General features: G+C 70.9%; 15 protein-coding genes, 1 tRNA gene and 3 rRNA genes. 14 read left to right on the top strand and 5 right to left on the bottom strand.

All coding sequences use genetic code 11. The features are described 5' to 3' along the window. Positions 1-22 precede the first annotated feature (22 nt). On the top strand, positions 23-1318 hold the full coding sequence (locus ATL51_RS23205) for a YeeE/YedE family protein (RefSeq protein WP_301549151.1): 1296 nt from the start codon (positions 23-25) through the stop codon (positions 1316-1318). Between the two features lie 38 nt (positions 1319-1356). Then, positions 1357-1689 (top strand): hypothetical protein, encoded by a 333-nt coding sequence (locus ATL51_RS23210; protein WP_100879937.1) that lies wholly within the window; start codon positions 1357-1359, stop codon positions 1687-1689. A gap of 99 nt (positions 1690-1788) precedes the next feature. On the opposite strand, the gene ATL51_RS23215 is transcribed toward ATL51_RS23210, so the two are convergent. Together ATL51_RS23215 and ATL51_RS23220 are read right to left on the bottom strand one after the other, a co-directional pair. Then, positions 1789-2592 carry a YceI family protein gene (locus tag ATL51_RS23215; protein ID WP_062400883.1) on the bottom strand — a complete coding sequence of 268 codons (804 nt, stop codon included), beginning with the start codon at positions 2590-2592 and terminating at the stop codon, positions 1789-1791. Further along, positions 2585-3406, bottom strand: a complete 822-nt coding sequence (locus ATL51_RS23220) for an MSCRAMM family protein (protein ID WP_167410038.1) — start codon at positions 3404-3406, stop codon at positions 2585-2587. Before ATL51_RS23220 ends, ATL51_RS23215 begins: the two co-directional genes overlap by 8 nt. A 185-nt stretch (positions 3407-3591) precedes the next feature. Between ATL51_RS23220 and ATL51_RS23225 the strand changes: the two genes are divergently transcribed. Together ATL51_RS23225 and ATL51_RS23230 are read left to right on the top strand one after the other, a co-directional pair. Next, on the top strand, positions 3592-4521 hold the full coding sequence (locus ATL51_RS23225; protein WP_100879939.1) for an AurF N-oxygenase family protein: 930 nt from the start codon (positions 3592-3594) through the stop codon (positions 4519-4521). Positions 4522-4534: 13 nt separating this feature from the next. Further along, on the top strand, positions 4535-6034 hold the full coding sequence (locus ATL51_RS23230) for an FAD-dependent oxidoreductase (protein ID WP_100879940.1): 1500 nt from the start codon (positions 4535-4537) through the stop codon (positions 6032-6034). Positions 6035-6044: 10 nt separating this feature from the next. Here ATL51_RS23230 and ATL51_RS23235 read toward each other — a convergent pair whose 3' ends face one another. Then, complete coding sequence (locus tag ATL51_RS23235) at positions 6045-6857, bottom strand: LmeA family phospholipid-binding protein (protein WP_100879941.1); 813 nt, start codon at positions 6855-6857, stop codon at positions 6045-6047. A 362-nt stretch (positions 6858-7219) separates the two neighbouring features. Between ATL51_RS23235 and ATL51_RS23240 the strand changes: the two genes are divergently transcribed. Genes ATL51_RS23240 through ATL51_RS23250 form a run of 3 tightly spaced genes read left to right on the top strand, consistent with a single transcriptional unit; the run spans position 7220 to position 9471 of the window. After that, a complete protein-coding gene (locus ATL51_RS23240; protein ID WP_157818495.1) occupies positions 7220-8065 on the top strand; it encodes a serine/threonine-protein kinase in 846 nt (281 codons plus the stop codon). A gap of 9 nt (positions 8066-8074) precedes the next feature. Beyond that, on the top strand, positions 8075-8647 hold the full coding sequence (locus ATL51_RS23245) for a hemerythrin domain-containing protein (RefSeq protein WP_062400887.1): 573 nt from the start codon (positions 8075-8077) through the stop codon (positions 8645-8647). A gap of 2 nt (positions 8648-8649) precedes the next feature. Further along, positions 8650-9471 (top strand): family 1 encapsulin nanocompartment shell protein, encoded by an 822-nt coding sequence (locus tag ATL51_RS23250; RefSeq protein ID WP_100879943.1) that lies wholly within the window; start codon positions 8650-8652, stop codon positions 9469-9471. A 65-nt stretch (positions 9472-9536) separates the two neighbouring features. Here ATL51_RS23250 and ATL51_RS23255 read toward each other — a convergent pair. Then, a tRNA-Arg gene (locus tag ATL51_RS23255) sits at positions 9537-9610 on the bottom strand. 192 nt (positions 9611-9802) lie between these two features. On the opposite strand from ATL51_RS23255, the gene ATL51_RS23260 reads away from it, so the two are divergent. Further along, positions 9803-10606 (top strand): PP2C family protein-serine/threonine phosphatase, encoded by an 804-nt coding sequence (locus ATL51_RS23260; protein ID WP_167410039.1) that lies wholly within the window; start codon positions 9803-9805, stop codon positions 10604-10606. Positions 10607-10609: 3 nt separating this feature from the next. Here the strand turns inward: ATL51_RS23260 and ATL51_RS23265 are convergent, their stop codons facing one another. Next, positions 10610-11233: a methyltransferase domain-containing protein gene (locus tag ATL51_RS23265; protein WP_167410040.1), complete on the bottom strand. Its 624-nt coding sequence runs from the start codon at positions 11231-11233 to the stop codon at positions 10610-10612. A 737-nt stretch (positions 11234-11970) separates the two neighbouring features. On the opposite strand from ATL51_RS23265, the gene ATL51_RS23270 reads away from it, so the two are divergent. The 6 genes from ATL51_RS23270 (at position 11971) to ATL51_RS23295 (ending at position 24680) form a co-directional block, all read left to right on the top strand. Beyond that, positions 11971-13490: ribosomal RNA gene (locus ATL51_RS23270) — 16S ribosomal RNA — on the top strand. 315 nt (positions 13491-13805) lie between these two features. After that, positions 13806-16888 (top strand): 23S ribosomal RNA (locus ATL51_RS23275). 143 nt (positions 16889-17031) lie between these two features. Further along, positions 17032-17148 (top strand): 5S ribosomal RNA (rrf, locus tag ATL51_RS23280). The 16S, 23S and 5S rRNA genes sit together here, the layout of an rRNA operon. Before the next feature lie 1018 nt (positions 17149-18166). Then, positions 18167-18709 carry a single-stranded DNA-binding protein gene (locus tag ATL51_RS23285; protein ID WP_100879945.1) on the top strand — a complete coding sequence of 181 codons (543 nt, stop codon included), beginning with the start codon at positions 18167-18169 and terminating at the stop codon, positions 18707-18709. A gap of 24 nt (positions 18710-18733) precedes the next feature. Next, positions 18734-20410, top strand: a complete 1677-nt coding sequence (gene ettA, locus ATL51_RS23290; protein ID WP_100879946.1) for an energy-dependent translational throttle protein EttA — start codon at positions 18734-18736, stop codon at positions 20408-20410. A gap of 106 nt (positions 20411-20516) precedes the next feature. Beyond that, positions 20517-24680: a hypothetical protein gene (locus tag ATL51_RS23295; protein ID WP_100879947.1), complete on the top strand. Its 4164-nt coding sequence runs from the start codon at positions 20517-20519 to the stop codon at positions 24678-24680. Positions 24681-24708: the final 28 nt, after the last annotated feature.

A 24708-nucleotide genomic window follows, 5' to 3' on the forward strand; every position in this document is an offset into this window, starting at 1 on the left:
CACCACCCACGAGGAGGCTCCCGTGTCGATCACGAAGGACCCGCCCGGCCGGTCGCCGGGCACACTGGCCCGCGCGTTGCGCGAGCTGCCCGGCAGCGGGCGCACCGCGTTCGGGCCGCAGGACCGCGCCGCCGCCCCGCCGCAGTGGCGGGTCGTCGCCGTCGGCCTGGTCCTGGCCGTGCTGTTCCTGGTCGGGGTGGGCACGGTGGCCCCGGCGACGATGGTCGGCACCGCCGCGCTCGGCCTGGCCCTGGGCTTCACCCTGTTCCACTCCAGGTTCGGCTTCACCTCCGGCTGGCGCCAGCTCGTCGCCGTCGGGCAGGGCGCCGCGATCCGCGCGCACATGGTCATGCTGGCGACGGCGTCGGTGCTGTTCGCGGTGATCCTCTCGTCCGGGTTCGCCCTCGCCGGCGAGCCGAAGGGGTTCACCAACCCGATCGGCATCGGGCTCGTCGTCGGCGCGTTCCTGTTCGGCGTCGGCATGCAGGTCGGCGGATCGTGCGCCTCGGGCACGCTGTTCGCCGTCGGCAGCGGGCAGTCCGCGATCGTGCTGACCCTGCTCGGGTTCGTCGTCGGCTCGATGTTCGCGGTGTTCACCCACACCTTCTGGACGCAGACCGTGCCGCAGGGCCCGAGCGTCAACCTGGCCCAGCTGCTCGGCTACCCCGGCGCCGTCGCCGTCACCCTGCTCGTGACGGCCGCGATCACCGCGGTCACCTGGGTGGTCGCCCGGCGCCGCACCCCGCCGCCGGTGGAGCGCCCGCCGTCGGCGCGCGGCGTCGCGCGGGTCCTGCGCGGATCGTGGCCGATGTGGGTCGGCGCGGTCGTGCTCGCCGTGCTCAACGCGGCGGTCCTGTTCGTCTCCGCCGCCCCGTGGGGCGTGACCTCGGCGTTCGCGCTGTGGGGCTCGAAGCTCCTGCAGGCCGTCGGGTTCGACATGGCAGGGCTGGCGTACTGGCAGGTCCCGGCGAACGCGCGGTCGCTGGCCGCCCCGGTGCTGGCCGACCGCATCTCCAACCTCGACGTCGGCATCATGATCGGCGCGTTGGTGGCCTCCGCGGTGGGCGGCGCGTTCGTGCTGCACAAGCGGATCCCGTGGAAGCTCGCCCTCGGCGCGGTCCTCGGCGGCATCGCCATGGGCTACGGCGCGCGTCTCGCGGGCGGCTGCAACATCGGTGCCTACTTCTCCGGCATCGCCTCGTTCAGCCTGCACGGCTGGATCTGGGCCGTCGTCGCACTCGGCGGCACCTGGGCCGGGCTGCGGCTGCGGCCGCTGTTCGGCCTGACCAACCCCAAGCCTGCCGACTCGCTCTGCTGAACCGGCCGGACGCTCCCCCCACGAGAGAGGTTCACACGATGACCGCACGTACGACCGTCCGCGCGCTGGCCGCCGTCGCCGGGGCCGGGGCGCTGGCCACCCTGGCCGGCGGCCTCGCGCACGCCGACGAGGGCCACCACGGCAGCCGCCACGGCCACGGCGATGCGCACTACGACGGCTCCGTCTGGCATCACGACGGCGAGGCCCACCCCTCCGACTCGGCCGACCTCAACGAGTCCGCAGGCGACCGCGCGGACGGCAACACCCCGGTGTACCTGCTGAAGGACGTCCCGGCGGCGGCGCCCGAGGACCCGCTGAAGCCGGTCGACCTGACCGCGCCCGCGTTCGGCGTGCTGGACGGCCTGAGCTGAGACCCGCCCCGGGCTGCTGTGCACAGGGCCGCCCGGGCCGAGCCGGCCGCCCCGCCCGGACCACGTGTCCGGGCGGGGCGGCCGTGCGCCGGGGGTGGGTCAGTCCTCCTGCAGGACGGCCTGCACGTCGAGGTCGATCCGCAGCGTCCGGCCGACGGCCAGGACCCCGGCCAGCACCGACTGGTTCCAGTCGATCGCGAACTCGTCGCGGGAGATCTCGGTGGTGGCGGTGAACGCCGCCCGGGTGCCACCCCACAGGTCGGGGCCGGTGCCGCCGTAGGTCATGTGCAGGTCGACGGGGGCCTTGACGCCCTTGAGCGCCAGCATCCCGTGCACCGTCCAGCGGGTGGCGTCGACGCGGGTCAGGCCGTCGCCCTCGTAGCCGATGGCCGGGTGGGTCCCGACGTCGAGGAAGTCCGCGGTCCGCAGGTGGGTGTCGCGGTCGGGGTCGTCGGAGTCCACCGAGCCCGCGTCGATCGACACGCTCACCGAGCTGGCCTCGAACGGGTCGGCCACCCGCAGGTCGCCGGAGAACCGGCGCAGCCTGCCATGGATGCGGCTCATCCCCAGGTGCAGCGCGGTGGCCCGGATGCTGGAGTGCTGCGGGTCGATCCGCCACAGGCCCGGGGTGGGCAGCACCGCGCCGCCCGCCCGGGCGAGCTCGACGCGGCCCAGGTCGGTGCCGTCCCCGGCCAGTGAGACCGCCCGCGCGGACGGCTCGTACCCCGCCGCGGCGACGACGACCGTGTGCGGCCCCGCCGCCAGCTCCGCCACCGCGAACCCGCCGTCGGCCCGGCTGGCCGCCCGGCCCCGCTGCACGCCGGTGGCGTCCATGACGGTGACCGTCGCGCCGGTCACCGGCCAGCCGTCGGGGGTGCTCAGCCGTCCGTAGAGCTCAGCCACGTCCCTGCTCCGTCCTCGTCGGGTCGCCGATCCGGTCGTCGGTCGGGTCCGGGGCGCCGAAGCGCACCTCGACCGGTGTGGTCGCGCCGCGCGCCACCTGCACCGCGACGACGACCGGCGCCCAGCCGCTCGCCGTCAGCTCGTGCCGTCCGGGCGGGAGCCCGTGCAGCTCGTAGCTGCCGTCCCGGCCGGTGGTGGTCTCGGCGACGGTGCGCCCGTCGCTGTCGCCGATCACGATCCGCGCCCCGGGGACCGGGCGGCCGTCGCCGCTGCGCGCGACGCCGGCGATCCCGGCCAGGGCCGGGAACCGCAGCTCCACCGGCGGCCCGGCCGGGTCGGCGTCGACCGTGCGGGCCAGCGGCCCGTGCCCGGGTGCGGTCGCGGTGAGGGTGTGCGGGCCGGTGCCGGGGGTCTCGGCCAGGAACCGGCCCGCCGGGTCGGTCGGCGTGTGCGCGACGACCTCGCCCGCGGTGTCGATCAGCGTGACTGCGGCGCCCCCGACCGGGCGGCCCGCGGCGTCGGTCAGCGTGCCCCGCACCGTGCCGCCGCCGGCGACGGTCACGTCGTGCCGCGCGGGGGAGCCGACGACGGCGACCAGCCCGGCGTCGGGCCCGGCGCCGTCGGTGCGGGTCACCACCAGATAGGTCCCGCCGGTGGTCAGGGCCACGGCGTAGGTGCCGTCGCCGCCGCTGACGGCCCGCCCGTGCTGGCGCCCGTCGAGGTCGGTGACGGTGACGGTCGCGCCCGGCACGGGGGTGCCGGACCGCCCCCGCACGGTGCCGACGACCGCAGGTCCGTCCCGTTCCGGTGTCACGTCACGACCTCCCAGGTTAGTTGCGCATCGCAACGATAACCCTTCCGAGTGGACGGTGCGTCACCCGCACCGGTCTCGCCGGCCGGTGATCGTGTCGTGCCGCATCCGGGACTTGCGTCACGTGTAACCGGTGGTAACGTTACCGCCGGTTACAGCATTGACGTCGTTGTCTGCGAGGAGTCGACATGACCGCCACCGTTCCGGAGCACGGGCTCGAGACCGGGGACGTCCGGCACGCCGCCGACCGGCACGACACCGCCGAGCGTCTCCTGCGTTCGTCCGCGGAGCTGTCGTTCGACCCGTCCACCCAGGTCGACTGGGAGACCCCGCTGAACCCCGACGACCACGGCATGAGCCCGGAGTGGAGCAGCCTCTACGGCACCGACTACTGGGCGGAGCTGTCCGAGGCGAAGCGCAAGGAGCTGACCCGCCACGAGGCCGCCTCGGTCGCCTCCACCGGCATCTGGTTCGAGATGATCCTGCAGCAGCTGGTCCTGCGGGACTTCTACGCCAAGGACCCGACCGACCCGTCGTTCCAGTGGGCCCTGACCGAGATCGCCGACGAGTGCCGGCACTCGATCATGTTCGCCCGCGGCTCGGCGAAGCTCGGTGCCCCCGCGTACGTCCCGAAGCGCTCCACGGTCGCGCTCGGCCGCTTCTGCGCCGCCACCTGGCGGGGCGAGGCCGCCTACGCCTCCATCCTGGTCGCCGAGGAGGTCCTCGACGTCATGCAGCGCGACTGGATGCGCGACGAGCGGGTCGCCCCGTTCGTGCGGACCATCTCCAACATCCACGTGGTGGAGGAGTCGCGGCACATGAAGTTCGCCCGCGAGGAGACCAAGGAGAACCTGCGCGGCGCCGGCCCCGTCCGTCGTCACTGGCAGGCGCTGGCCGTCGCGATGGCCGCGTACTTCATCGTGACCAGCATGTGGAACGAGGAGGTCTACGCCAACGTCGGTCTCGACACCCGGCGCGCCCTGCGCGAGGCGGCCGCCAACGAGCACCACAAGGCGCTGCTGCGCTCCTCCTGCGCCGGGCTCATGGAGTTCCTGGGATCCTGCGGCCTGCTGACCAGGCCCGCGCTGTACTTCTACCGTCGCGCGAACCTGATCTGACCCGGAGCCGGCCGTGCCCTTCGCGATCACCCAGACCTGCTGCACCGACGCGTCCTGCGTCGCGGCCTGCCCGGTCAACTGCATCCACCCGACGCCCGACGAGGCGGACTTCGCCACGACCGACATGCTCTACATCGACCCGCGGTCGTGCATCGACTGCGGGGCGTGTGCCGACGCCTGCCCGGTCGACGCGATCTTCCCGGTGGAGAGGCTGAGCGCGTCGCTCGCCGGGTACGCCGAGGTCAACGCGGACTACTACGAGGGCAAGCCGGTCGCCGGGAAGCTGGAGGGCGACTCCCCGCTGTTCCACGAGTGGTACCCGCTGACGTTCACACGGTCGCTGCCCGCGGACATGGCCCCGCTCGACGTCGCCGTCGTCGGGACCGGGCCCGCCGGGATGTACGCCGCCCAGGACCTGCTCCTGCACACGTCGTCGACGGTCACGCTCTACGACCGGCTCGACGTCGCGGGCGGGCTGGTGCGGTTCGGGGTCGCGCCCGACCACCCGTCGACGAAGGGGATCGGGGAGTCCTTCGCCCGCTTCCACACCCACCCGCGGGTGCGGATGCGCCTGGGCACCGAGGTCGGCCGCGACGTCACCGCCGACGAGCTCGCGCAGCGCCACGACGCCGTCATCTGGGCCGTCGGGGCGCCCGTGCCGCGCGACCTGGGCCTGCCGGGGGAGGGGCGAGTCGGCAGCATCGCCGCCGACACCGTCGTGGGCTGGTACAACGGCCACCCCGACGTGCCGCGTGACGCCGTCGACACCGCGGTGGGTCGGGTCGTCGTGGTCGGCACCGGCAACGTCGCGATCGACGTCGCCCGGGTCCTCACCGCGCCCGCCGCGGACCTGGAGGGCACCCCGATCGATCCCGCCGCGCTGGCCGCCCTGCGCACCGGTGCGATCACCGAGGTCGTGCTGCTCGCCCGCCGTGGCCCGGAGGCGGTCGCCGCGACCGCGCCGGAGCTGCGCGAGCTGCTGGGCCGCAGCACGGTCGAGGTCGTGGTCGACGAGCACGACCCCCGCATCGCCGAGTCCCTCGACGGCCCCGCCGCGTCCCCGTCGCACGCGCTGCTGCGCGGCGCCCGCCGGGAGAAGATCGACTGGTCGGTGCCCGCGGAGCGCCCGCGGGTGGTGTTCCGGTTCCACTCGGCGCCCGAACGGGTCGACGGCACCACCCGGGCCCGCGGGGTGCACACCGCCGACGGGACCGACATCCCGGCCGACCTGGTCGTGCGCGCCGTCGGGCACCGCGGCCGCCCGGTCGCCGGCCTGCCCTTCGACGACGACCGCGGCGTCGTCCCGCACGACGCGGGCCGCGTCGAGGGCCGTCCCGGCCACTACGTCGTCGGCTGGATCAAGCGGGGCCCGTCCGGGGGAATCGGCACCAACCGCACCTGCGCGGCCGAGACCGTCGGGTCCCTGCTCGACGATGCCGTCGCCGGCCGGCTCCCGTCGCGCCGCCCGGCCTCGCGCCTGGGCGCCATCACCCGGCGGCTCCGCCGGAGCTGACCGCCCCTGGTCAGCGGCTCAGGTCCAGCAATGACAGCGCGCCGCGCAGCACGTCGTCGATCCGCGCGAGCGGGACGGTGCGGCGCCACCCGTCGAGCCCGCCGCGCACCAGGATCCGCCCGGGGGTCAGGTCGATCCCGTGCAGCTGCAGCGCACCGGGCAGCCCGGGCAGCTCGACCCGGCCCGAGCGGATCGCCGCCAGCGGGCTGCGGTCGACCATCGCCCGCACCGAGCGACGGGTGTCCGCCGACCGGGGTGGCCCCATCCACCGCCCGGCGACGGTCAGACCGGTGACCTTCCAGGACAGGGTGTGTCCGTCCACCGACACGGCGAGGTCGGCGGCCCCGAGTCCGGGACGGCGACGTAGCCGGGCGCGGGCGACGCCGTCGGCGTCGACACCCACCTCGACCTGCGGCAGGTGCTCCCGCAGGCGCCCGGCGACCCAGTCCGGGTCGAGCTCGGCCTCGATCCCCACCGGACCGGCCACCAGTTCCGGCGCGAGGCCGGGGCGCAGCCGCACGTCCGCGGCGGTCACGGTGAGTCCGCGCAGCGCGAGGCCGGGCCGGACGACGTCGCGCGCGGCCAGGGTGACCGTGGCGAACCGCCCGGTCGTCAGCGCCCGGGCACCGAGCCCCGACGACGCGACGGCCGTCGGCACCAGCCGTACCTCCGACCCGCGGGAACGCAGCGTCGTCGGGCGTCCGACGTAGCGCAGCCGCGCGGCCTCCAGCAGCGCGCGCAACAGCAGCGCCGACCCGGGCGCCGTGCCCGCGTCCAGCAGGGCCGACGCCGCGGAGACCCCGGCCGGCGTCTCGACTGCCATGGCGCTGGAGGCTCCCTCGGACGGTGGACGGGGTCGGTCCGAGCCTCGCAGGCCCGGCGGCGACCCGCCCGGCCGCGGCCGGGGTGTGCGACGACCCGCACGGCGTGGTCGGCCGGTGGCGCGACGGCGGTCGCGCGGCGCAGGTGCACCGGCACCGCCGGCCGTGCCCGGTCGTCCGGTCGCGGACGGCGGGCCGCACCGGCGGAGCGCGGGGGGATCGTCGTCCTGCCACTGTCCCGCAAGGCCTTCCGAGTCCCGGGAATGGCCTCATCGGGTTGTTTACGGGTGCTCGTGAGAGTGACCGACGGGCTCCGGTCTGGACAGGTGCACAGGTGGTGTCGGCACCGTCTGTCATGGCAGTGATGCGCTCTCCGGTCCCGGAGACCGACGTGATCGCCGGCCGCTACATCCTGGCGACCCACGTCGGTATCGGGTCGACGGCGACGGTGTACCGGGCGTGGGACCCGCACGAGGACCGGGTGGTCGCGGTCAAGCTGTTCCTCGACCGCTACGACGCCGATGGCGTGGGCCGGCAGTGCCGTGAGCTGCGGACCATGGCCCACCTGGACCACCCGGGCCTGGTGCGGCTGCTGGGCGGGGGCGTCGACCGCGGCCGGCCCTTCCTGGTGGCCGAGCTCGTCGAGGGGGAGACGCTCGCGGCCCGGCTGGCCCGTGGCCCGCTGCCGGTCGAGCGGGCCGTCGCGATCGGCGCCGGCATCGCGTCGGGGCTCGCGCACCTGCACAGCCGTGGGGTGGTGCACCGCGACGTGAAGCCCGCCAACATCCTGCTCTGTTCCGACACCGGCCGGGCGCGGCTCACCGACTTCGGCATCGCCCGCGTGCTGGGCCACTCCGTGCTGACCCGGACCGACGCCGTCCTGGGCACCGCGGCCTACCTCGCGCCCGAGCAGGTCGCCGGTGAGACCGTCGGGCCCGCCGCGGACGTGCACGCCCTCGGCCTGGTCCTGCTCGAGGCGCTCACCGGGGAGCGGGAGTACCCGGGGACCACGGTGGAGTCCGCCGTCGCCCGGCTGCACCGGCCTCCGCGTGTCCCGGACGAGCTGCCGGCCCGGCTGCACCGGGCGTTGTCCGACTCGACCCGCCGGCACCCGGGGGACCGGCCGGCCGCCGCCGACCTCGCCCTCCGCCTCCGGCACCCCCGACGACCGCCGGGACTTCGGGGAGACGACGGCTCCGGACCGTCGTAGCCTGCGCGGGTGCCGGACATCACCACCTTGATCCTCGACGACCACGCCTGGTTCCGCCGACAGTTCGCCGCGCTGGACGAGCTCCAGGCCCGCGACTCCGACCCCCGTGAGCTCGCCCGCCTCTGGGAGCCGCTCGCCGCGCGTCTCGACGTGCACGCCCTCGCCGAGGAGAAGATCTTCTACCCGCAGCTCCTCGCGCACGGGGAGGACCCGGAGGACGAGACGCTCGACGCCATCGGGGACCACAACGAGATCCGCGACGGCGTCGCGCAGGCCGAGCGCAGCCCGGTCGGCAGCGGCCAGTGGTGGGAGGGAGTGTGGGCCGCCCGCCGCGCCAACGACGAGCACATGGGCGAGGAGGAGAACGAGGGCCTCGCCAACTTCCGCCTGAACGCCACCACCGGCCTGCGCGAGTCGCTCGGCCGGCAGTTCGCCGAGTTCCTCGACGCCCACCCCACCACCGCGGGCCTCGACAACTCCGACAAGGACCCCGAGGCCTACGTCGACGAGGTCCAGGCCGAGATCGACCCGTCCGATCCGACCCGTGACGGGCTCGGCATCGGCAGCCTGAAGGGGAAGTAGCCGTGGCGGTGCACGACCACCTCCTGCGGGAGAAGGCACCCATCCCCACGACCGCGTGGAAGGCCGTCGACGACGAGGCGCGTGAGCGCCTGACCCCGCTCCTGGCCGGGCGACGCCTCGCCGACTGGACCGGGACCGCGGGCTGGCAGACGTCGTCGGTCGACCTCGGTCGCTCGCAGCGGCTCGACGGGCCGCCGCCGGGCGTGGCCGTCGACGGCATCACGGCCCGCCTGCGCCGGGTGCAGCCGCTCGCCGAGTTCCGGGTCCCGTTCACGGTGTCCCGCGACGAGATCGACGACCTGCAGCGCGGCGCGCAGGACCCGGAGTTCGACGACCTCGCCCGCGCCGCCCGCGCGGCCGCCGCGATCGAGAACCGCGCGATCTTCCACGGCTGGCCGGAGGCCGGCTTCGCGGGCATCGCGGACGTCTCGCCCTACGACACCGTGGCCCTGGGCGACAACCCCGACACCTACCCCGGCGCCGTCGCCCGTGCGGTGGACCAGCTGCGCCGCAACGGCATCGAGGGCCCCTACGCGATGGCGATCGCGCCCGAGGGCTACACCCGCATCGTGGAGACCGCCGAGCACGGCGGCTATCCGCTGTTCGAGCACCTGAGCCGCATCCTCGGCGGGCAGATCCTGCGCGCCCACGGCCTCGACGGGGCCGTGGTCGTCAGCCAGCGCGGCGGGGACTTCCTGCTCGACGTCGGCCAGGACCTGGCGATCGGCTACTCCGACCACGACGCCCGCGAGGTGCATCTCTTCCTGGAGGAGAGCTTCACCTTCCGCGCCGTCGAGCCGGACGCGAGTGTGCGCCTGCGCTGACCCGCGGACCCCCACCGGCCGTGCCCCGTCGTGATCCGGCGGGGCACGGTCGTGTGCGGAAACTGTGCCCCCGGCAGGACTCGAACCTGCGACCTAGAGATTAGAAGGCTCTTGCTCTATCCAGCTGAGCTACGAGGGCCGGCCGCCCCGGACCCCGTCCGGTGCGCTCCCACCGTAGCGAGGAGGGCAAGCGATCACGGCTGCGGCACCGTCGTCACGAACCACCCGATCCGGCCCGTGTGCTGGACGGAGTGCCATCCGACCGGTTGAAGCACACGCCGAACGGGCCTCGCCTGCGACGCTGACGGACCGTGACGTCCATACTGTCCCCATGGTGCTGGGACTGCGATCCGCGATCGGGTCGGATGTGGGCCGTCGCCGGACGTCGAACCAGGACTCCGGAGCGACGACCGGCCGACTGCTGATCGTGGCCGACGGGATGGGCGGTCACGCCCACGGCGAGATCGCGAGTGCGACGACGGTGTCGGTGTTCACCGAGCTGGAGGCCCGCCTCCCGCAGGACCTCAGCGACATCGACCTCGCCGCCGAGCTGACCGAGGCGCTCAACGACGCCACGGATCGGCTGGCCCGCCGCGCCGCGGACGAGCCGGAGATGCGGGGGATGGGCACGACCGTCGTCTCGCTGCTCCTCACCGGTGACCAACTCGCGCTCGCCCACATCGGCGACTCGCGCATCTACCTGCTGCGGGGTGGCGAGCTGAGCCGTCTCACGCACGACCACACGATGGTCCAGCAGCTCGTCGACCAGGGCCAGATCACCCTCGAGGAGGCGGCGCACCACCCGCGCCGCTCCGTCCTGATGCGTGCGCTGAGCACCGACCATGCGCCGGACCCGGACCTCGACCGTGTCGACATCCTCGCCGGGGACCGCTATCTGCTCTGCTCGGACGGGGTCACCGCGGTGCTCGACGACGAGGCCCTGCACCGCGAGCTCGCCTCCGGCGCCGAGCCCGACCAGGTCGTCACCCAGCTGATCGCACTCGCCAACGAGGGCGGCGGGCCCGACAACATCACCGCGATCGTCGCCGACGTCGTGGAGATCGCCGACGTCGACGCCCCGGGTCAGGACCTGCGGATCGCCGGGGCCGTCGCCGATATCGCCACCGCGGACTGACCTTCAACGCCGGGCCACCACCCGGCGCAGCCGCACCGTGCGGACCGCCGAACGGTGCGCGGCGAGTTCCGCCCGGGCCCGCTCCGGCAGATCGGGCGGGTAGACGCCGGCCGCGCACAGCTCGTCCGCCCCCTTCGACGGCTCGGCCCCGTCGAGGGTGAAGTCGAGACGGTCGTCGGCGAGTACGGCGAAGTCCGCGGCGGCCGCGAGCCACTCCGGGTGTTCGACGGCCGACCGGTGCCGCCACGCGTCACGCACCGCCTTCCGCAGCGCGCCCCCACCCCAGCCGAACGACCGGGGCGCCGGCACCAGGACCGAGATGAGCCCGTGAGGGGCGAGTACCCGCCGCAGCTCCGCGAAGAGACCGTCGATGTCCCGTAGGTGTGGGAGCAGCATCGGCACGGCGACGCGGTCCACCGACCGCGTCCGCAGCGGGAGCGCCACGGGCGACGACCTGATCCACAGGGGCTCGCTGTCCCCCGCCTCCACCACCAGCCGTCCGGCGACGACGGTCGCCCGGACCCGGCTCGTCGCACCCGGGGTACGGCACCAGGCCGCCGCGGTGAGCTCCGCGCCGGCACGCAGCCGGTGCAGGACGGGCGGGAGGACGTCTCCGTCGGGGTGCACGCGCCGAGTCTCGCGTGCCGACGGACGGCTCCCACGGGGCACCACGACGAACGGCCAACTGCGGACGACGATCGTGATCACCTGCCCCGGCCGGTCCCCGTCGGGGACGAGCTCCCGCCTGCCGACCGCTCGTCGCGTCCGGACGCCGCGGCGGACGGTCGAAAAAAATCTTGAAATCAGTTGGCGGGCAGGCGGGCGCGGGACGAACGACGGGTGGAGCGCCGGTTCCGGCCCCCGTCGTGAGCTTCCACTTGCGCGATCGGCGCTGGTCAACCACTATCCGGAGTGAGCTCGTCAGGGCGACCGTTCGTCGCTCGACAGGGTCGGGCTCGACCGTGGTGCCGTGCGGCCCGGAGACGGGTTTGCCCAGGTCAGCGCGGGTTTCCGACCCCGGTTTGACGTGCCCGAATGCCATGCCGTAACTTTCTTCCTGTCAGCGAGTGAGCCGGACAGAACGGGCCCTGAGAGGCCCGGTCAACAGGCCCCGCGGACAGCGACCCCCGGTGGTTCGCCGAGTTTCTCGGTGTGGTTGTCTTGGTGGGTCAAGGCGATCCGTCTTCAGGATCCCGCCTCCTTTTCAGGGGGTTGGGTGAGTGCGGTGCGGGTGTCTTTTGAGAACTCAACAGTGTGTCGAGCTATTTTGATTCGGTTTGGCGTTTTGTGCCAAATTGTTTGTTTGGTTGCAGCATTCGATCCCGTCGGGTGTTGTGGCCAGTTGTTTGTTGCAAGTCAGGGTTTTGTTGGAGAGTTTGATCCTGGCTCAGGACGAACGCTGGCGGCGTGCTTAACACATGCAAGTCGAGCGGTAAGGCCCTTTCGGGGGTACACGAGCGGCGAACGGGTGAGTAACACGTGGGTGACCTGCCCTCCACTCTGGGATAAGCCCGGGAAACTGGGTCTAATACCGGATAGGACCACTGATCGCATGGTTGGTGGTGGAAAGTTTTTTCGGTGGGGGATGGGCCCGCGGCCTATCAGCTTGTTGGTGGGGTGATGGCCTACCAAGGCGGTGACGGGTAGCCGGCCTGAGAGGGCGACCGGCCACACTGGGACTGAGACACGGCCCAGACTCCTACGGGAGGCAGCAGTGGGGAATATTGCGCAATGGGCGGAAGCCTGACGCAGCGACGCCGCGTGGGGGATGACGGCCTTCGGGTTGTAAACCTCTTTCGCCAGGGACGAAGAGCAATTGACGGTACCTGGAGAAGAAGCACCGGCCAACTACGTGCCAGCAGCCGCGGTAACACGTAGGGTGCGAGCGTTGTCCGGAATTATTGGGCGTAAAGAGCTCGTAGGCGGTGTGTCGCGTCGGCCGTGAAAACTTGGGGCTTAACTCTGAGCGTGCGGTCGATACGGGCATCACTTGAGTTCGGCAGGGGAGACTGGAATTCCTGGTGTAGCGGTGAAATGCGCAGATATCAGGAGGAACACCGGTGGCGAAGGCGGGTCTCTGGGCCGATACTGACGCTGAGGAGCGAAAGCGTGGGGAGCGAACAGGATTAGATACCCTGGTAGTCCACGCCGTAAACGTTGGGCGCTAGGTGTGGGGACCATTCCACGGTTTCTGTGCCGCAGCTAACGCATTAAGCGCCCCGCCTGGGGAGTACGGCCGCAAGGCTAAAACTCAAAGGAATTGACGGGGGCCCGCACAAGCGGCGGAGCATGTGGATTAATTCGATGCAACGCGAAGAACCTTACCTGGGTTTGACATGCACCAGACATCCCTAGAGATAGGGCTTCCCTTGTGGTTGGTGTGCAGGTGGTGCATGGCTGTCGTCAGCTCGTGTCGTGAGATGTTGGGTTAAGTCCCGCAACGAGCGCAACCCTTGTTCCATGTTGCCAGCACGTAATGGTGGGGACTCATGGGAGACTGCCGGGGTCAACTCGGAGGAAGGTGGGGATGACGTCAAGTCATCATGCCCCTTATGTCCAGGGCTTCACACATGCTACAATGGCTCATACAGAGGGCTGCGAGACCGTGAGGTGGAGCGAATCCCTTAAAGTGAGTCTCAGTTCGGATCGGGGTCTGCAACTCGACCCCGTGAAGTTGGAGTCGCTAGTAATCGCAGATCAGCAACGCTGCGGTGAATACGTTCCCGGGCCTTGTACACACCGCCCGTCACGTCACGAAAGTTGGTAACACCCGAAGCCGGCGGCCCAACCCTTGTGGAGGGAGCTGTCGAAGGTGGGACTGGCGATTGGGACGAAGTCGTAACAAGGTAGCCGTACCGGAAGGTGCGGCTGGATCACCTCCTTTCTAAGGAGTCCCATCATGTGATGGGGCGCCACAATGCTCTGTGAGTTCTGCTCATTCTGAGTCTGTGGTTCCTTCATTGAATCGCATTTGCGGCCCCGTTCGTGGGTCGGGTGCGTTGGGTGGAACGCAGCACGTCGAACCGTTTGGCTTGGCACACTGTTGGGTCCTGAGAAGACGCCCTGTGGGTTGTTTTCTTTGGCCGCTCAGGTTGAGGGTTGTCCTAACGCCCCGGTTGGTTCCGGGTGTGGTGGTTTCTTCTTGGTCTGGTGTGGTTGTGGGTTGAGTGTTGCATAGTGGATGCGAGCATCTTGTTGTGGTCAAGTTGTTAAGAGCACATGGTGGATGCCTGGGCATCAGGAGCCGATGAAGGACGTGGGAGGCCGCGATAGGCCTCGGGGAGCTGTCAACCGAGCTGTGATCCGAGGGTGTCCGAATGGGGAAACCCAGCGCCCGTCATGGGGCGTTACCCGTACCTGAATTCATAGGGTGCGTGGAGGGAACGTGGGGAAGTGAAACATCTCAGTACCCACAGGAAGAGAAAACAATAGTGATTCCGTGAGTAGTGGCGAGCGAAAGCGGAAGAGGCTAAACCGTGTCCGTGTCAAGCCGGCAGGCGTTGCGGGTGCGGGGTTGTGAGACGTGTCGTTCATCTTCTGCCGAGGATGGGACAGCAAGTGCCTGTGTTAGCGGAACGACTCTGGGATGGTCGGCCGTAGTGGGTGATAGCCCCGTACGCGAAAACACTGGGTTCTGTTGTGGGCGTGTTCTCGAGTAGCAGCGAGCCCGTGAAATTCGCTGTGAATCTGGCGGGACCACCCGTCAAGCCTAAATACTACCTGATGACCGATAGCGGACAAGTACCGTGAGGGAAAGGTGAAAAGTACCCCGGGAGGGGAGTGAAATAGTACCTGAAACCGTGTGCTTACAAGCCGTCAGAGCCTTTCGGGGTGATGGCGTGCCTTTTGAAGAATGAGCCTGCGAGTTATGCTTCGTGGCGAGGTTAACCTGTGTGGGGTAGCCGTAGCGAAAGCGAGTCCGAATAGGGCGTCTGAGTCGCGGGGTGTAGACCCGAAGCGGAGTGATCTACCCATGGCCAGGGTGAAGCGTCGGTAAGACGTCGTGGAGGCCCGAACCCACCAGGGTTGAAAACCTGGGGGATGAGCTGTGGGTAGGGGTGAAAGGCCAATCAAACTTCGTGATAGCTGGTTCTCCCCGAAATGCATTTAGGTGCAGCGTCGTGTGTTTCTCACCGGAGGTAGAGCACTGGATGGCCTAGGGGGCCGACAAGCTTACCGAAGTCAGCCAAACTCCGAATGCCGGTGAGTGAGAGCGCGGCAGTGAGACTGCGGGGGATAAGCTTCGTGGTCGAGAGGGAAACAGCCCAGATCACCGGCTAAGGCCCCTAAGCGTGCGCTAAGTGGGAAAGGATGTGGGATCGCCCGGACAACCAGGAGGTTGGCTTAGAAGCAGCCACCCTTGAAAGAGTGCGTAATAGCTCACTGGTCAAGTGGTCCTGCGCCGACAATGTAGCGGGGCTCAAGCGCACCGCCGAAGCCGTGGCAATGACACTTTGGTGTTGTTGGGTAGGGGAGCGTCCTGCATCTGGTGAAGCCCGGGAGTGATTTACGGGTGGAGGGTGTGGGAGTGAGAATGCAGGCATGAGTAGCGAATGCAGAGTGAGAATCTCTGCCGCCGGATGACCAAGGGTTCCTGGGCCAGGTTGTTCCGCCCAGGGTGAGCCGGGACCTAAGGCGAGGCCGTCAGGCGTAGTCGATGGACAACGGGTTGATATTCCCGTGCTCGTGATAGTGCGTCCATGCCGAGGCTGGTGATGCTAACCATCCGAACCCACCTTCGCTCCTTCGGGAGTGTTGTTTGTGGGGGAGCGTGGGATCCGATCTGGTAGTAGGCAAGTGATGGGGTGACGCAGGAGGGTAGCTCCGCCACGCGGTGGTTGTCGTGGTGTAAGCCTGTAGCCCGAGTCCTAGGTAAATCCGGGGCTCATTAAAGGGTGAGAGGTGATGCGTAGCCGATTGAGGCGAAGAGAGTGATCCCATGCTGTCGAGAAAAGCCTCTAGCGAGTGCTGTTGCGGCCCGTACCCCAAACCGACACAGGTGGTCAGGTAGAGAATACCGAGGCGATCGAGCGAACTGTGGTTAAGGAATTCGGCAAAATACCTCCGTAACTTCGGGAGAAGGAGGGCCGGTTGTCTTGAGGCTCCTTGCGGGCTAGGGACGGCCGGTCGCAGAGACCAGGCCCAAGCGACTGTTTACTAAAAACACAGGTCCGTGCGAAGTCGCAAGACGATGTATACGGACTGACGCCTGCCCGGTGCTGGAACGTTAAGAGGACCTGTTAGCTCTTCGGGGCGAAGCGGAGAATTTAAGCGCCAGTAAACGGCGGTGGTAACTATAACCATCCTAAGGTAGCGAAATTCCTTGTCGGGTAAGTTCCGACCTGCACGAATGGCGTAACGACTTGGGCGCTGTCTCGACCACAGACTCGGCGAAATTGCACTACGAGTAAAGATGCTCGTTACGCGCGGCAGGACGGAAAGACCCCGGGACCTTTACTATAGCTTGGTATTGATGCTTGGTTCGGCTTGTGTAGGATAGGTGGGAGACTGTGAAGCTATCACGCCAGTGGTGGTGGAGTCGTTGTTGAAATACCACTCTGGTCGAATTGGGTGTCTCAACCTCGGGCCATGATCTGGTTCAGGGACAGTGCCTGGTGGGTAGTTTAACTGGGGCGGTTGCCTCCCAAAGAGTAACGGAGGCGCCCAAAGGTTCCCTCAGCCTGGTTGGCAATCAGGTGTTGAGTGTAAGTGCACAAGGGAGCTTGACTGTGAGACTGACGGGTCGAGCAGGGACGAAAGTCGGGACTAGTGATCCGGCACCACCTTGTGGAAGGGGTGTCGCTCAACGGATAAAAGGTACCCCGGGGATAACAGGCTGATCTTGCCCAAGAGTCCATATCGACGGCATGGTTTGGCACCTCGATGTCGGCTCGTCGCATCCTGGGGCTGGAGTAGGTCCCAAGGGTTGGGCTGTTCGCCCATTAAAGCGGTACGCGAGCTGGGTTTAGAACGTCGTGAGACAGTTCGGTCCCTATCCGCCGCGCGCGTTGGAGACTTGAGGAAGGCTGTCCCTAGTACGAGAGGACCGGGACGGACGAACCTCTGGTGTGCCAGTTGTCCCGCCAGGGGCACGGCTGGTTGGCTATGTTCGGGAGGGATAACCGCTGAAGGCATCTAAGCGGGAAGCCTGTTCCAAGATGAGGTCTCCCACCACCTTCGAGTGGGTAAGGCTCCCAGTAGATGACTGGGTTGATAGGCCGGAGATGGAAGCCCTGTGAGGGGTGGAGTTGACCGGTACTAATAGGCCGAGGGCTTGCCACAACGAGTTGTTCGCATCCACTGTGTGACCCTGAGTCCACAACCGTCCATGTTCCCGGTGATCCGGGGATCGTGGGGTCGGTTTGTGTGCTCGACCCCCGCCTCTCGGGGTTTTCTGGGGGGTGGGGTGATAGTTGGATAGTGTTGTCGGTGGTCATTGCGGTAGGGAAACGCCCGGTCCCATTCCGAACCCGGTAGCTAAGCCTTCCAGCGCCGATGGTACTGCACTCGCCAGGGTGTGGGAGAGTAGGTCGTCGCCGACATTCAACTTCATGGGATGTGCCCCGGACTGTCGAGTCCGGGGCATTTCTCATTTCCGGACTTTTTTCGGTCCGATGCGTGATGCCGGCCCGGGCCGGGCATGAGTGTGTCCGTTTGTGGTCCCTGGCGCGGGTCCCTCGGGGCCGGTGGTCGGGGCGTGGAGCTCTCTGGGGGGAGTCGCATCCGGTCCCGTCCTGCCGGTGGGGTCGGCGCACCTCGCATGCCTTCCTGTGACGTCGCACCCTCTGCAGGGGCTGCGAGGTCGCAGCAACGTGTGCGACGCGGGGCGCCCGGTGCGTCGTACGAAGAAGCTCGGTCGTCGGAGCGCGGTGTCGGGGCCCGTTCCACCGAGGGAGTCCCGCCGCAGGCGAGAGCGGAGACGGTGGCGACGAGGGGTCCGTCCCGGCTGCGCTCACCCGCGGCGCGTGCGAGGTGGACGAAGGCTGCGGGAGATGGCGCACGGTGGCCCGGAGAGCGTTGTGTGCATCGCGGGGCCCGTCGGGCGCTGCCGGACACGTCGGTCGGGTGCGGTGCCCGGCTCGTGGCGTTCGCACGGTTCCGCCACCGGGGCGGCGCCCCTGGCTTCCGTGACGTCGACGGCCGGCGGCCTACGACGGACCGTGCCGGGGCTTCCCGCTGATCGTCGGACACCCGATGCTGTGCGATCCGGAGTCCGCGTCCGGTCCGCGAGAGAGCGGAAAGGTGCCGGGCGAGCGATGGTGTCCCCTCCGATCAGGCGGCGGGGTCCGTCGGGCCCGTGTCTCCGCCTGTCAGGGGGATAGGTGATGTGACTACGGGATCCGCGCTGCCGCGGTGCCACCGCCGCGGGATGCCGGCCACGGGGACAGGTCGGGGTGGGAGAAGCACACCGGACCGACAGTCGTCGTGGCCGAACCGGGTTGGAACGGCCGGTCATCCCCAACGGGCACGGTTGTCCACAGGCTCTGAAGTGACCTCGTCGACAGGGCGTGGGCGGGTGAAGCTCATGGGGACAACACACCCAGAGCCTCGGAGGATCCGATGAGCGACAACACCGCCACCATCGTCGGCAACCTGACCCGCACCCCCGTCCTGCGCTACACCCCGAACAGCATCCCGGTCACGGACCTGACGGTCGCGGTCAACCACCGTCGCAAGGACCCGATGACCGAGCAGTGGCACGACGTCGCGTGCACCTACTACACGGTGACGTGCTGGCGGACCCTGGCCGAGCACGCGGTGCGGACGTTCGAGAAGGGGCACCGCGTGATCGTCATCGGCCGGATGTATGTCGAGGAGTGGACGGGCAGGGAGGGCGACGTGCGGCAGAGCATCCGGATCGAGCCGTCCAGCGTCGGGCTCGACATCCGCTTCTCCCCGGCGGCCGTCGCGCCCCGTCCGTCGGTGTCACAGGCACCGTCGGTGCCGCAGGCCCGGGACACCGACGACGCCGCCACGCGGTGGGGCGCCCCGCCCATCGAAGAGCCGGACCACGACGGGTACGGCGACACCCCGGACGAGGGCGAGAACGCGGAGCTCGACGAGCTCGCGAGGCTGGCGACCGCACCGGCCTCGAGCGGCTGAGCGGGCCCGATCTACCATCGCATCGTGGCGGATCTGATTTACACGATGCGGAACGTGCGTAAGGCGCACGGCGACAAGGTCATCCTGGAGAACGCGTCGATCAGCTTCCTGCCGGGGGCGAAGATCGGCGTCGTGGGCCCCAACGGCGCCGGGAAGTCGACCGTCCTCAAGATCATGGCAGGGCTGGAGAACGCGAACAACGGCGACGCCTTCCTCAAGCCCGGGGCGACGGTCGGCATCCTCCAGCAGGAGCCCCCGCTCAACGAGGAGAAGACCGTCCTCGGGAACGTCGAGGAGGGCCTCGGCGACGTGAAGGTCAAGCTCGACCGGTACAACGCGATCGCCGAGGAGATGGCGACCAACTACACCGACGAGCTGATGGAGGAGATGGGCCAGCTCCAGGAGGAGCTCGACCACGCCGACGCGTGGGAGATCGACTCCCAGCTCGAGCAGGCGATGGACGCGCTGCGTTGCCCGCCCGGGGATGCCGAGGTCTCCCACCTCTCCGGTGGTGAGCGCCGGCGTGTCGCGCTGTGCAAGCTGCTGCTGTCCCAGCCCGACCTGCTCCTGCTCGACGAGCCCACCAACCACCTCGACGCCGAGAGCGTCCTGTGGCTCGAGCAGTTCCTCGCGAACTACCCGGGCGCCGTCCTCGCGGTCACCCACGACCGGTACTTCCTGGACAACGTCGCGGGCTGGATCCTCGAGCTCGACCGCGGACGCACCTTCCCCTACGAGGGCAACTACTCCACCTACCTGGAGAAGAAGGCCGAGCGCCTCGCCGTCCAGGGCAAGAAGGACGCGAAGCTCCAGAAGCGCCTGAAGGAGGAGCTGGCCTGGGTCCGTTCCAACCCCAAGGCCCGCCAGGCGAAGAGCCGCTCGCGGCTCGACCGCTACGAGGAGATGGCGACCGAGGCCGAGCGGCACAAGAAGCTCGACTTCGAGGAGATCCAGATCCCGCCGGGCCCGCGCCTGGGCAGCCAGGTCGTCGAGGTCTCCCACCTCGACAAGGGCTTCGACGACCGCCAGTTGATCAAGGACCTCTCCTTCACGCTGCCGCGCAACGGCATCGTCGGCGTGATCGGTCCGAACGGTGTCGGTAAGACGACGCTGTTCAAGACGATCGTCGGTCTGGAGCACCCGGACTCCGGTGAGGTCAAGATCGGCGACACGGTCAAGCTGTCCTACGTCGACCAGAACCGCGGCGGGATCGACCCGAAGAAGACCGTCTTCGAAGTGGTCTCCGACGGGCTCGACTACATCCAGGTCGGCAACACCGAGATGCCGTCGCGCGCCTACGTCGCGGCGTTCGGCTTCAAGGGGCCGGACCAGCAGAAGCCGGCCGGGGTCCTGTCCGGTGGTGAGCGCAACCGCCTCAACCTGGCGCTGACGCTCAAGCAGGGCGGCAACCTGATCCTGCTCGACGAGCCGACGAACGACCTGGACGTCGAGACCCTCGGTTCGCTGGAGAACGCGCTCGAGCAGTTCCCCGGCTGCGCCGTGGTCATCTCCCACGACCGCTGGTTCCTCGACCGGACCTGCACGCACATCCTGGCGTGGGAGGGCACGGACGAGAACCCGGCCGAGTGGTTCTGGTTCGAGGGCAACTTCGAGGCCTACGAGAAGAACAAGGTGGAGCGGCTCGGCGCGGAGGCGGCGCGACCGCACCGGGTCACCCACCGTAAGCTCACCCGCGACTGATCACCGCCCGGTCCGGACCTCCCCATCCGGTCGGGCCGGTCCCCGGTGACGGGGAGACCGGCTCCCTCGGGAGGTCCGGACGGTGGTGTCACTCACGGGAGGCGATGTGACGTTCGACCTGCAAGGTCGGGCCGCCGGCGCGACGACGGCCGAACTGCGCACGGCGGCGGCCCTGCGCTGGCAGCGGCCCCTGCTCACCGCGGAACTGGCCGAGCAGGCGTGCGCGCGAGCTGTCGCAGACGGTGACGATCTGCGCTGGCTGCAGGCCGCGGGCTGGCTGCTCGACGGCCACGCCGCCGGTGGGGACGCCCGCGACGTCGCCACTGCCGTCGTCGCCGGGGTGACCGGTCATGCCACCCCGGGTGACAGCACGGTCCCCGTGCCCGTCCGCGCGCCCGGTACCGAGGTCCTCACCCGCCCCGAGGGTGCCCGCCTGCGGGTGGAGCTGGCCGGGGTCGCCCAGGCCGACGGAGAGCTCGAGGCGGCTCGGGCACTCGTCGTCGGCCTGCCGGACGACGCCCCGGGCGAGGACCCGGGGCTGCTACGCCTCGACCGGCTCGCGGTCGAGGTGCGCTGCGCACTCGCCGGCGCCTCCGCCGCCGAGCTCGAGCGGCTGCGCCGCGACGTCGACGACTGCGGGTCCGGCTTCGGTGGCGAACCCGCGGCGTACGCGGACCTCGTCGTCGGGTCGGTGCATCGGGCCCGGCGCGAACACGATGCCGCCGTGGACCGCGCGTTGCGCGGTCTGGCCCAACTCGGGTGGACACCGGAACGGCCCGGGTCCCGCCCGCTGTCGACCCACCTCGCCGCGGCACTGCTCAGCCAGTGGATCACTGCGCTGCTCGACTCCGGGCACGTCCCGCCCGACGCGGTCGCCGCGGCCGCCGTGCAGCGCGAGGCCGGGGACGCCGGTCGTCAGGGTGTGCTGCTGCGGCTCACGCTCGCCCGGGTGCAGGCGGGACGTGCGGACCACGCGGCCCGCGCCCTGGTCGAGGCCGCCGATGGCGCCGAACAGGCGGGTGTCCCCGCGCTGGTCGCGGCCTGCCGAACCGCCCAGTCCGAGCTGCACGAGGGCTCGGGCCGGTACCGCGAGGCCCTGGAGACCATGCGCGCCGCGACGGAGGCCGACCAGGTCGACCGCGACCGCGGGACGCGCTTCCGCGCCGCGGTGGCGGCGTTGCTGCCGCTCGCCGCCGTCCGCACCAGCACCACCGAGCGACCCACCCCGTTCCCGCGCACGGGCGGGTCACCTGCCGTACCCGCCGAACGTCCGCCCGCGACCGGAGGCACCGTTGCCGGTGCTCCCACGGGCGGGCCCGGTGCCGGTAACCGGGACAGCGCCGGTCGCAGTACGCCGGAACCAGGGTTCGCCGCGTCTCGCCCCGCCAGCGCGGACCCGCCCTCCGGCGCGGACCGGCGGGACGGAGCCGCCCCGCCCGCCGGGACGCCCGTCGAGGAAGGCGAGGTCGGTGCCGGGACCGACCGACCCGCCGGAACCGGCCACACCGAGCCCGACCACGATCGCCCGACCGACGATCGGCCCGGGGACGACCGGTTCACCGGCACGGAGAGCAGGAACGGTCGCTCGGACGGAGCCGGGGCCGGGGACGACCATCCGACCGGGCCCGGGAACGACGGCGCCACGGGAGCCGGGGCCACGAACGGCCTCCCGGCGGCCGGACGCTTCCCGGTGCGCTGGGCGCCGTCGGAGAGCCTGCTCCTGGACCCCGGCACGATGAACGGCGCCGGATCCGCCGACCCGTCGCCGGACGACCGGACCGTGGGCCGATCCACGGGCGCGGACCGGAACGGTCATCGTCCCGGCGAGGCCGGCCTCGCGGCGGATGCGTCGTCGGCGAGCGGTACGCCGGGCACTACGGACACCACCGGTACGCCGGACACGGCGAACGCCGCAGGGTCGTCCGACCGGGCGTCGGGCGACACGACGAACGCCGGAGGTCGACGACCCGCGGGCATCGACCCCGCCGACCCGCTGGGCGTATCCGGGCTCCTCGCGGACGGGCCGGCACCGACGGCACCCCGGGACCCGTCGTGGACCGGCCCGTCGTGGACACCCGACGCGGCAGGCGGGTCGCCGCTCGCCGACGCCCTCCTGGCCGAGTGGCGTGCCCCCGAGCCGCCCGCGGCCGCGCACCGCAACGGGTCCCACGGCCCGGCCGACGCCGCCCCGCGGAACGGAGCACGGCACGACGCGGCCCACCGGCCCGGCGACAGCCACGGGGCCGAGCCGGCAGCCGGGCCAGGCTTCGTCGACAGCCGCCGGAACGGGGCTCCCGCTCCGGAGCCGGTCGTGGCTGTTGAGCGGGCTGCGGGCGAGCCGACCGTGGCCGTCGAGCGGGCTGCGGGCGAGCCGACCGTGGCTGCCGAGCGGGCTGCGGGCGAGCCGAACCCCCCGGAGGCCGACACGAGGTCCGATCGGGCGAGCGCGTCCGCCGCGGCCCGTGTCCGGGACAGCGGCCCGGCTGCGGCACCGACGGCCCCCGCGGCCCCGACGGGGCCACCCGGTACGGCGGAGCGGTCGATCGTCCTCGACCTCGTCGACGGCGACCTCGAGACCGTCACCGGTACGGCGACGGTGGGAGCCCTGCACGACATGCTCACCCGGGCCCGCCGGTTGGTTCCGCCGTCCGGAACCACACGTCGCGACGACGACACGGTGCGGGTCACCCTGCCCGACGTCGACCACGTCACCGTCCTGCTCTGGGCACGGTCGCTCGCGACGCACCTCGGCGGCCGCGTGCGCCGGGGCGGGCTGCCGGCGGGGACGTCCCTGCGGATGCAGGCCGTCGGACCGCACGGCGTCGAGGGCGACGAGATCGTCACCGAGCTGACCGGGCCGGACACGCCGGCGCCCCTCCCCGAGGCCCCCTCGGCCCGGGCCGGCGGGCATCCCGGCGCCGCGCAGACCGGCGCCGCGGGGCCGGGTTCCGGTGAGCTGTCGGCCGCCCCGGAGCCGGTCGCGGGGCCGGCGCTGGCGACGCCGCTGGACCTGTCCGGCGAGCGAGCGGCCCGAGGTGGGCGGCGACGGGCCGCCGGCGACGGGACGGCGTCGTTGAGCGCCGTCGGTCTCACCGTCCGGCCCGGGAGCGGCGGGCGGCGGCGCTCCGACGGAGCCGTCCGGGACCCGGCGGCCCGCGACCGGACCGGCCGGCCCCCGGCCGCCCACGACTCCGGTGCCCGCGATCATGACCCCGGACACCCCGCCGCGCCGCACCCCTCCGCCCGCGACGAGGCCCGCGACGAGGCCCGCGACGAGGCCCGCGACGAGGTGGGCGGCGACTCCGCCGGGCGGGCGACAGACGAGCCGTCGCAGGTGTGGGGCGGTTCCGCCCCGGCGGACCCCACGTCGGTGCCGGACCCGCTGGACACCCGGTTCGCGTTGCCCCCGGAACCGGACCGGCGCCTCGCCGAGGCAGTCCGGGCCCACCTCGACCTCCCCGTGCCGGATGGCGCCGCCTCCCGCTACGACGGCCCGGCCCGGGAACGTTCCGGGCTGCCGGTGCGGTGGTCCGGGATCGACGACGGCGGAGTGGGGGAGTCAGCGCTGCCGCGTCGTCGTGGGCGGGTCGTCACCCCACCGGCCGATGACGGACACGGCGGGGCCGCCGGTCTGTTCGACGGGGGCAAGAGCACGTCCGCCGGCGGCCACCGTGCGTCCGGCGAGCCCGACGGCAGTGGCGTGGGCGCGGGGACCTGGACGTTGCGTACCGCGACCGGACCGACCGTGGTGCGGGGTGCGGCGGCCGTCTTCGCCCCGGCGACCGGTGACGCTGCCGCGACCGGTGACGCTGCCGCGACCGGCGACGACGAGCCGTCGACCGGCGCCGTCCACGCACCGATGACGGACCTACGACCCGGCGGGAACCGACCGGACGCAGGCGGGCGGACGCCGGACGTCGGCACCGCGACCCGACGGGCTCGCTCCCGCCGAGCGGTCCCCGCGGACGGATCGGAGCCGTCGGACACCGCGATCCGGGAGGACGGCCCGGCCACGAGGCACGAACCGCCGACCGGCCCCCCGCGCGACGACGCCCCGCCCGCGACGCCCGCGACGCGGGACAGCGCGTCACCCCTGCCGCCCGGACGGCAGGACAGCGCCGCCGACGCCCCGGGGACGACGTCGTCACCGGGCGACGGCACACCGGGCGCCCCGGCCACGCCGGCCCCGTCCGAGCCCGCAGGCATCCCCGAGGACATGGGCCTCGCCGATCTGCTCGCCGGGGCCCTCGCGGCCTACCGCGAGATCTGACCGGCCGCCGGGAACCGCTCGCCCGGTC

The organism is Pseudonocardia alni (assembly GCF_002813375.1).
Taxonomy (GTDB): Bacteria; Actinomycetota; Actinomycetes; order Mycobacteriales; family Pseudonocardiaceae; genus Pseudonocardia; species Pseudonocardia alni.

Bases quoted from the DNA above. Each gene is read 5' to 3' on its own strand.
- ATL51_RS23210 (WP_100879937.1), top strand. From the start codon at position 1,357: ATGACCGCACGTACGACCGTCCGCGCGCTGGCCGCCGTCGCCGGGGCC.
- ATL51_RS23225 (WP_100879939.1), top strand. From the start codon at position 3,592: ATGACCGCCACCGTTCCGGAGCACGGGCTCGAGACCGGGGACGTCCGG.
- ATL51_RS23235 (WP_100879941.1), bottom strand. From the start codon at position 6,857: ATGGCAGTCGAGACGCCGGCCGGGGTCTCCGCGGCGTCGGCCCTGCTG.
- ATL51_RS23240 (WP_157818495.1), top strand. From the start codon at position 7,220: ATGCGCTCTCCGGTCCCGGAGACCGACGTGATCGCCGGCCGCTACATC.
- ATL51_RS23260 (WP_167410039.1), top strand. From the start codon at position 9,803: ATGGTGCTGGGACTGCGATCCGCGATCGGGTCGGATGTGGGCCGTCGC.
- ATL51_RS23285 (WP_100879945.1), top strand. From the start codon at position 18,167: ATGAGCGACAACACCGCCACCATCGTCGGCAACCTGACCCGCACCCCC.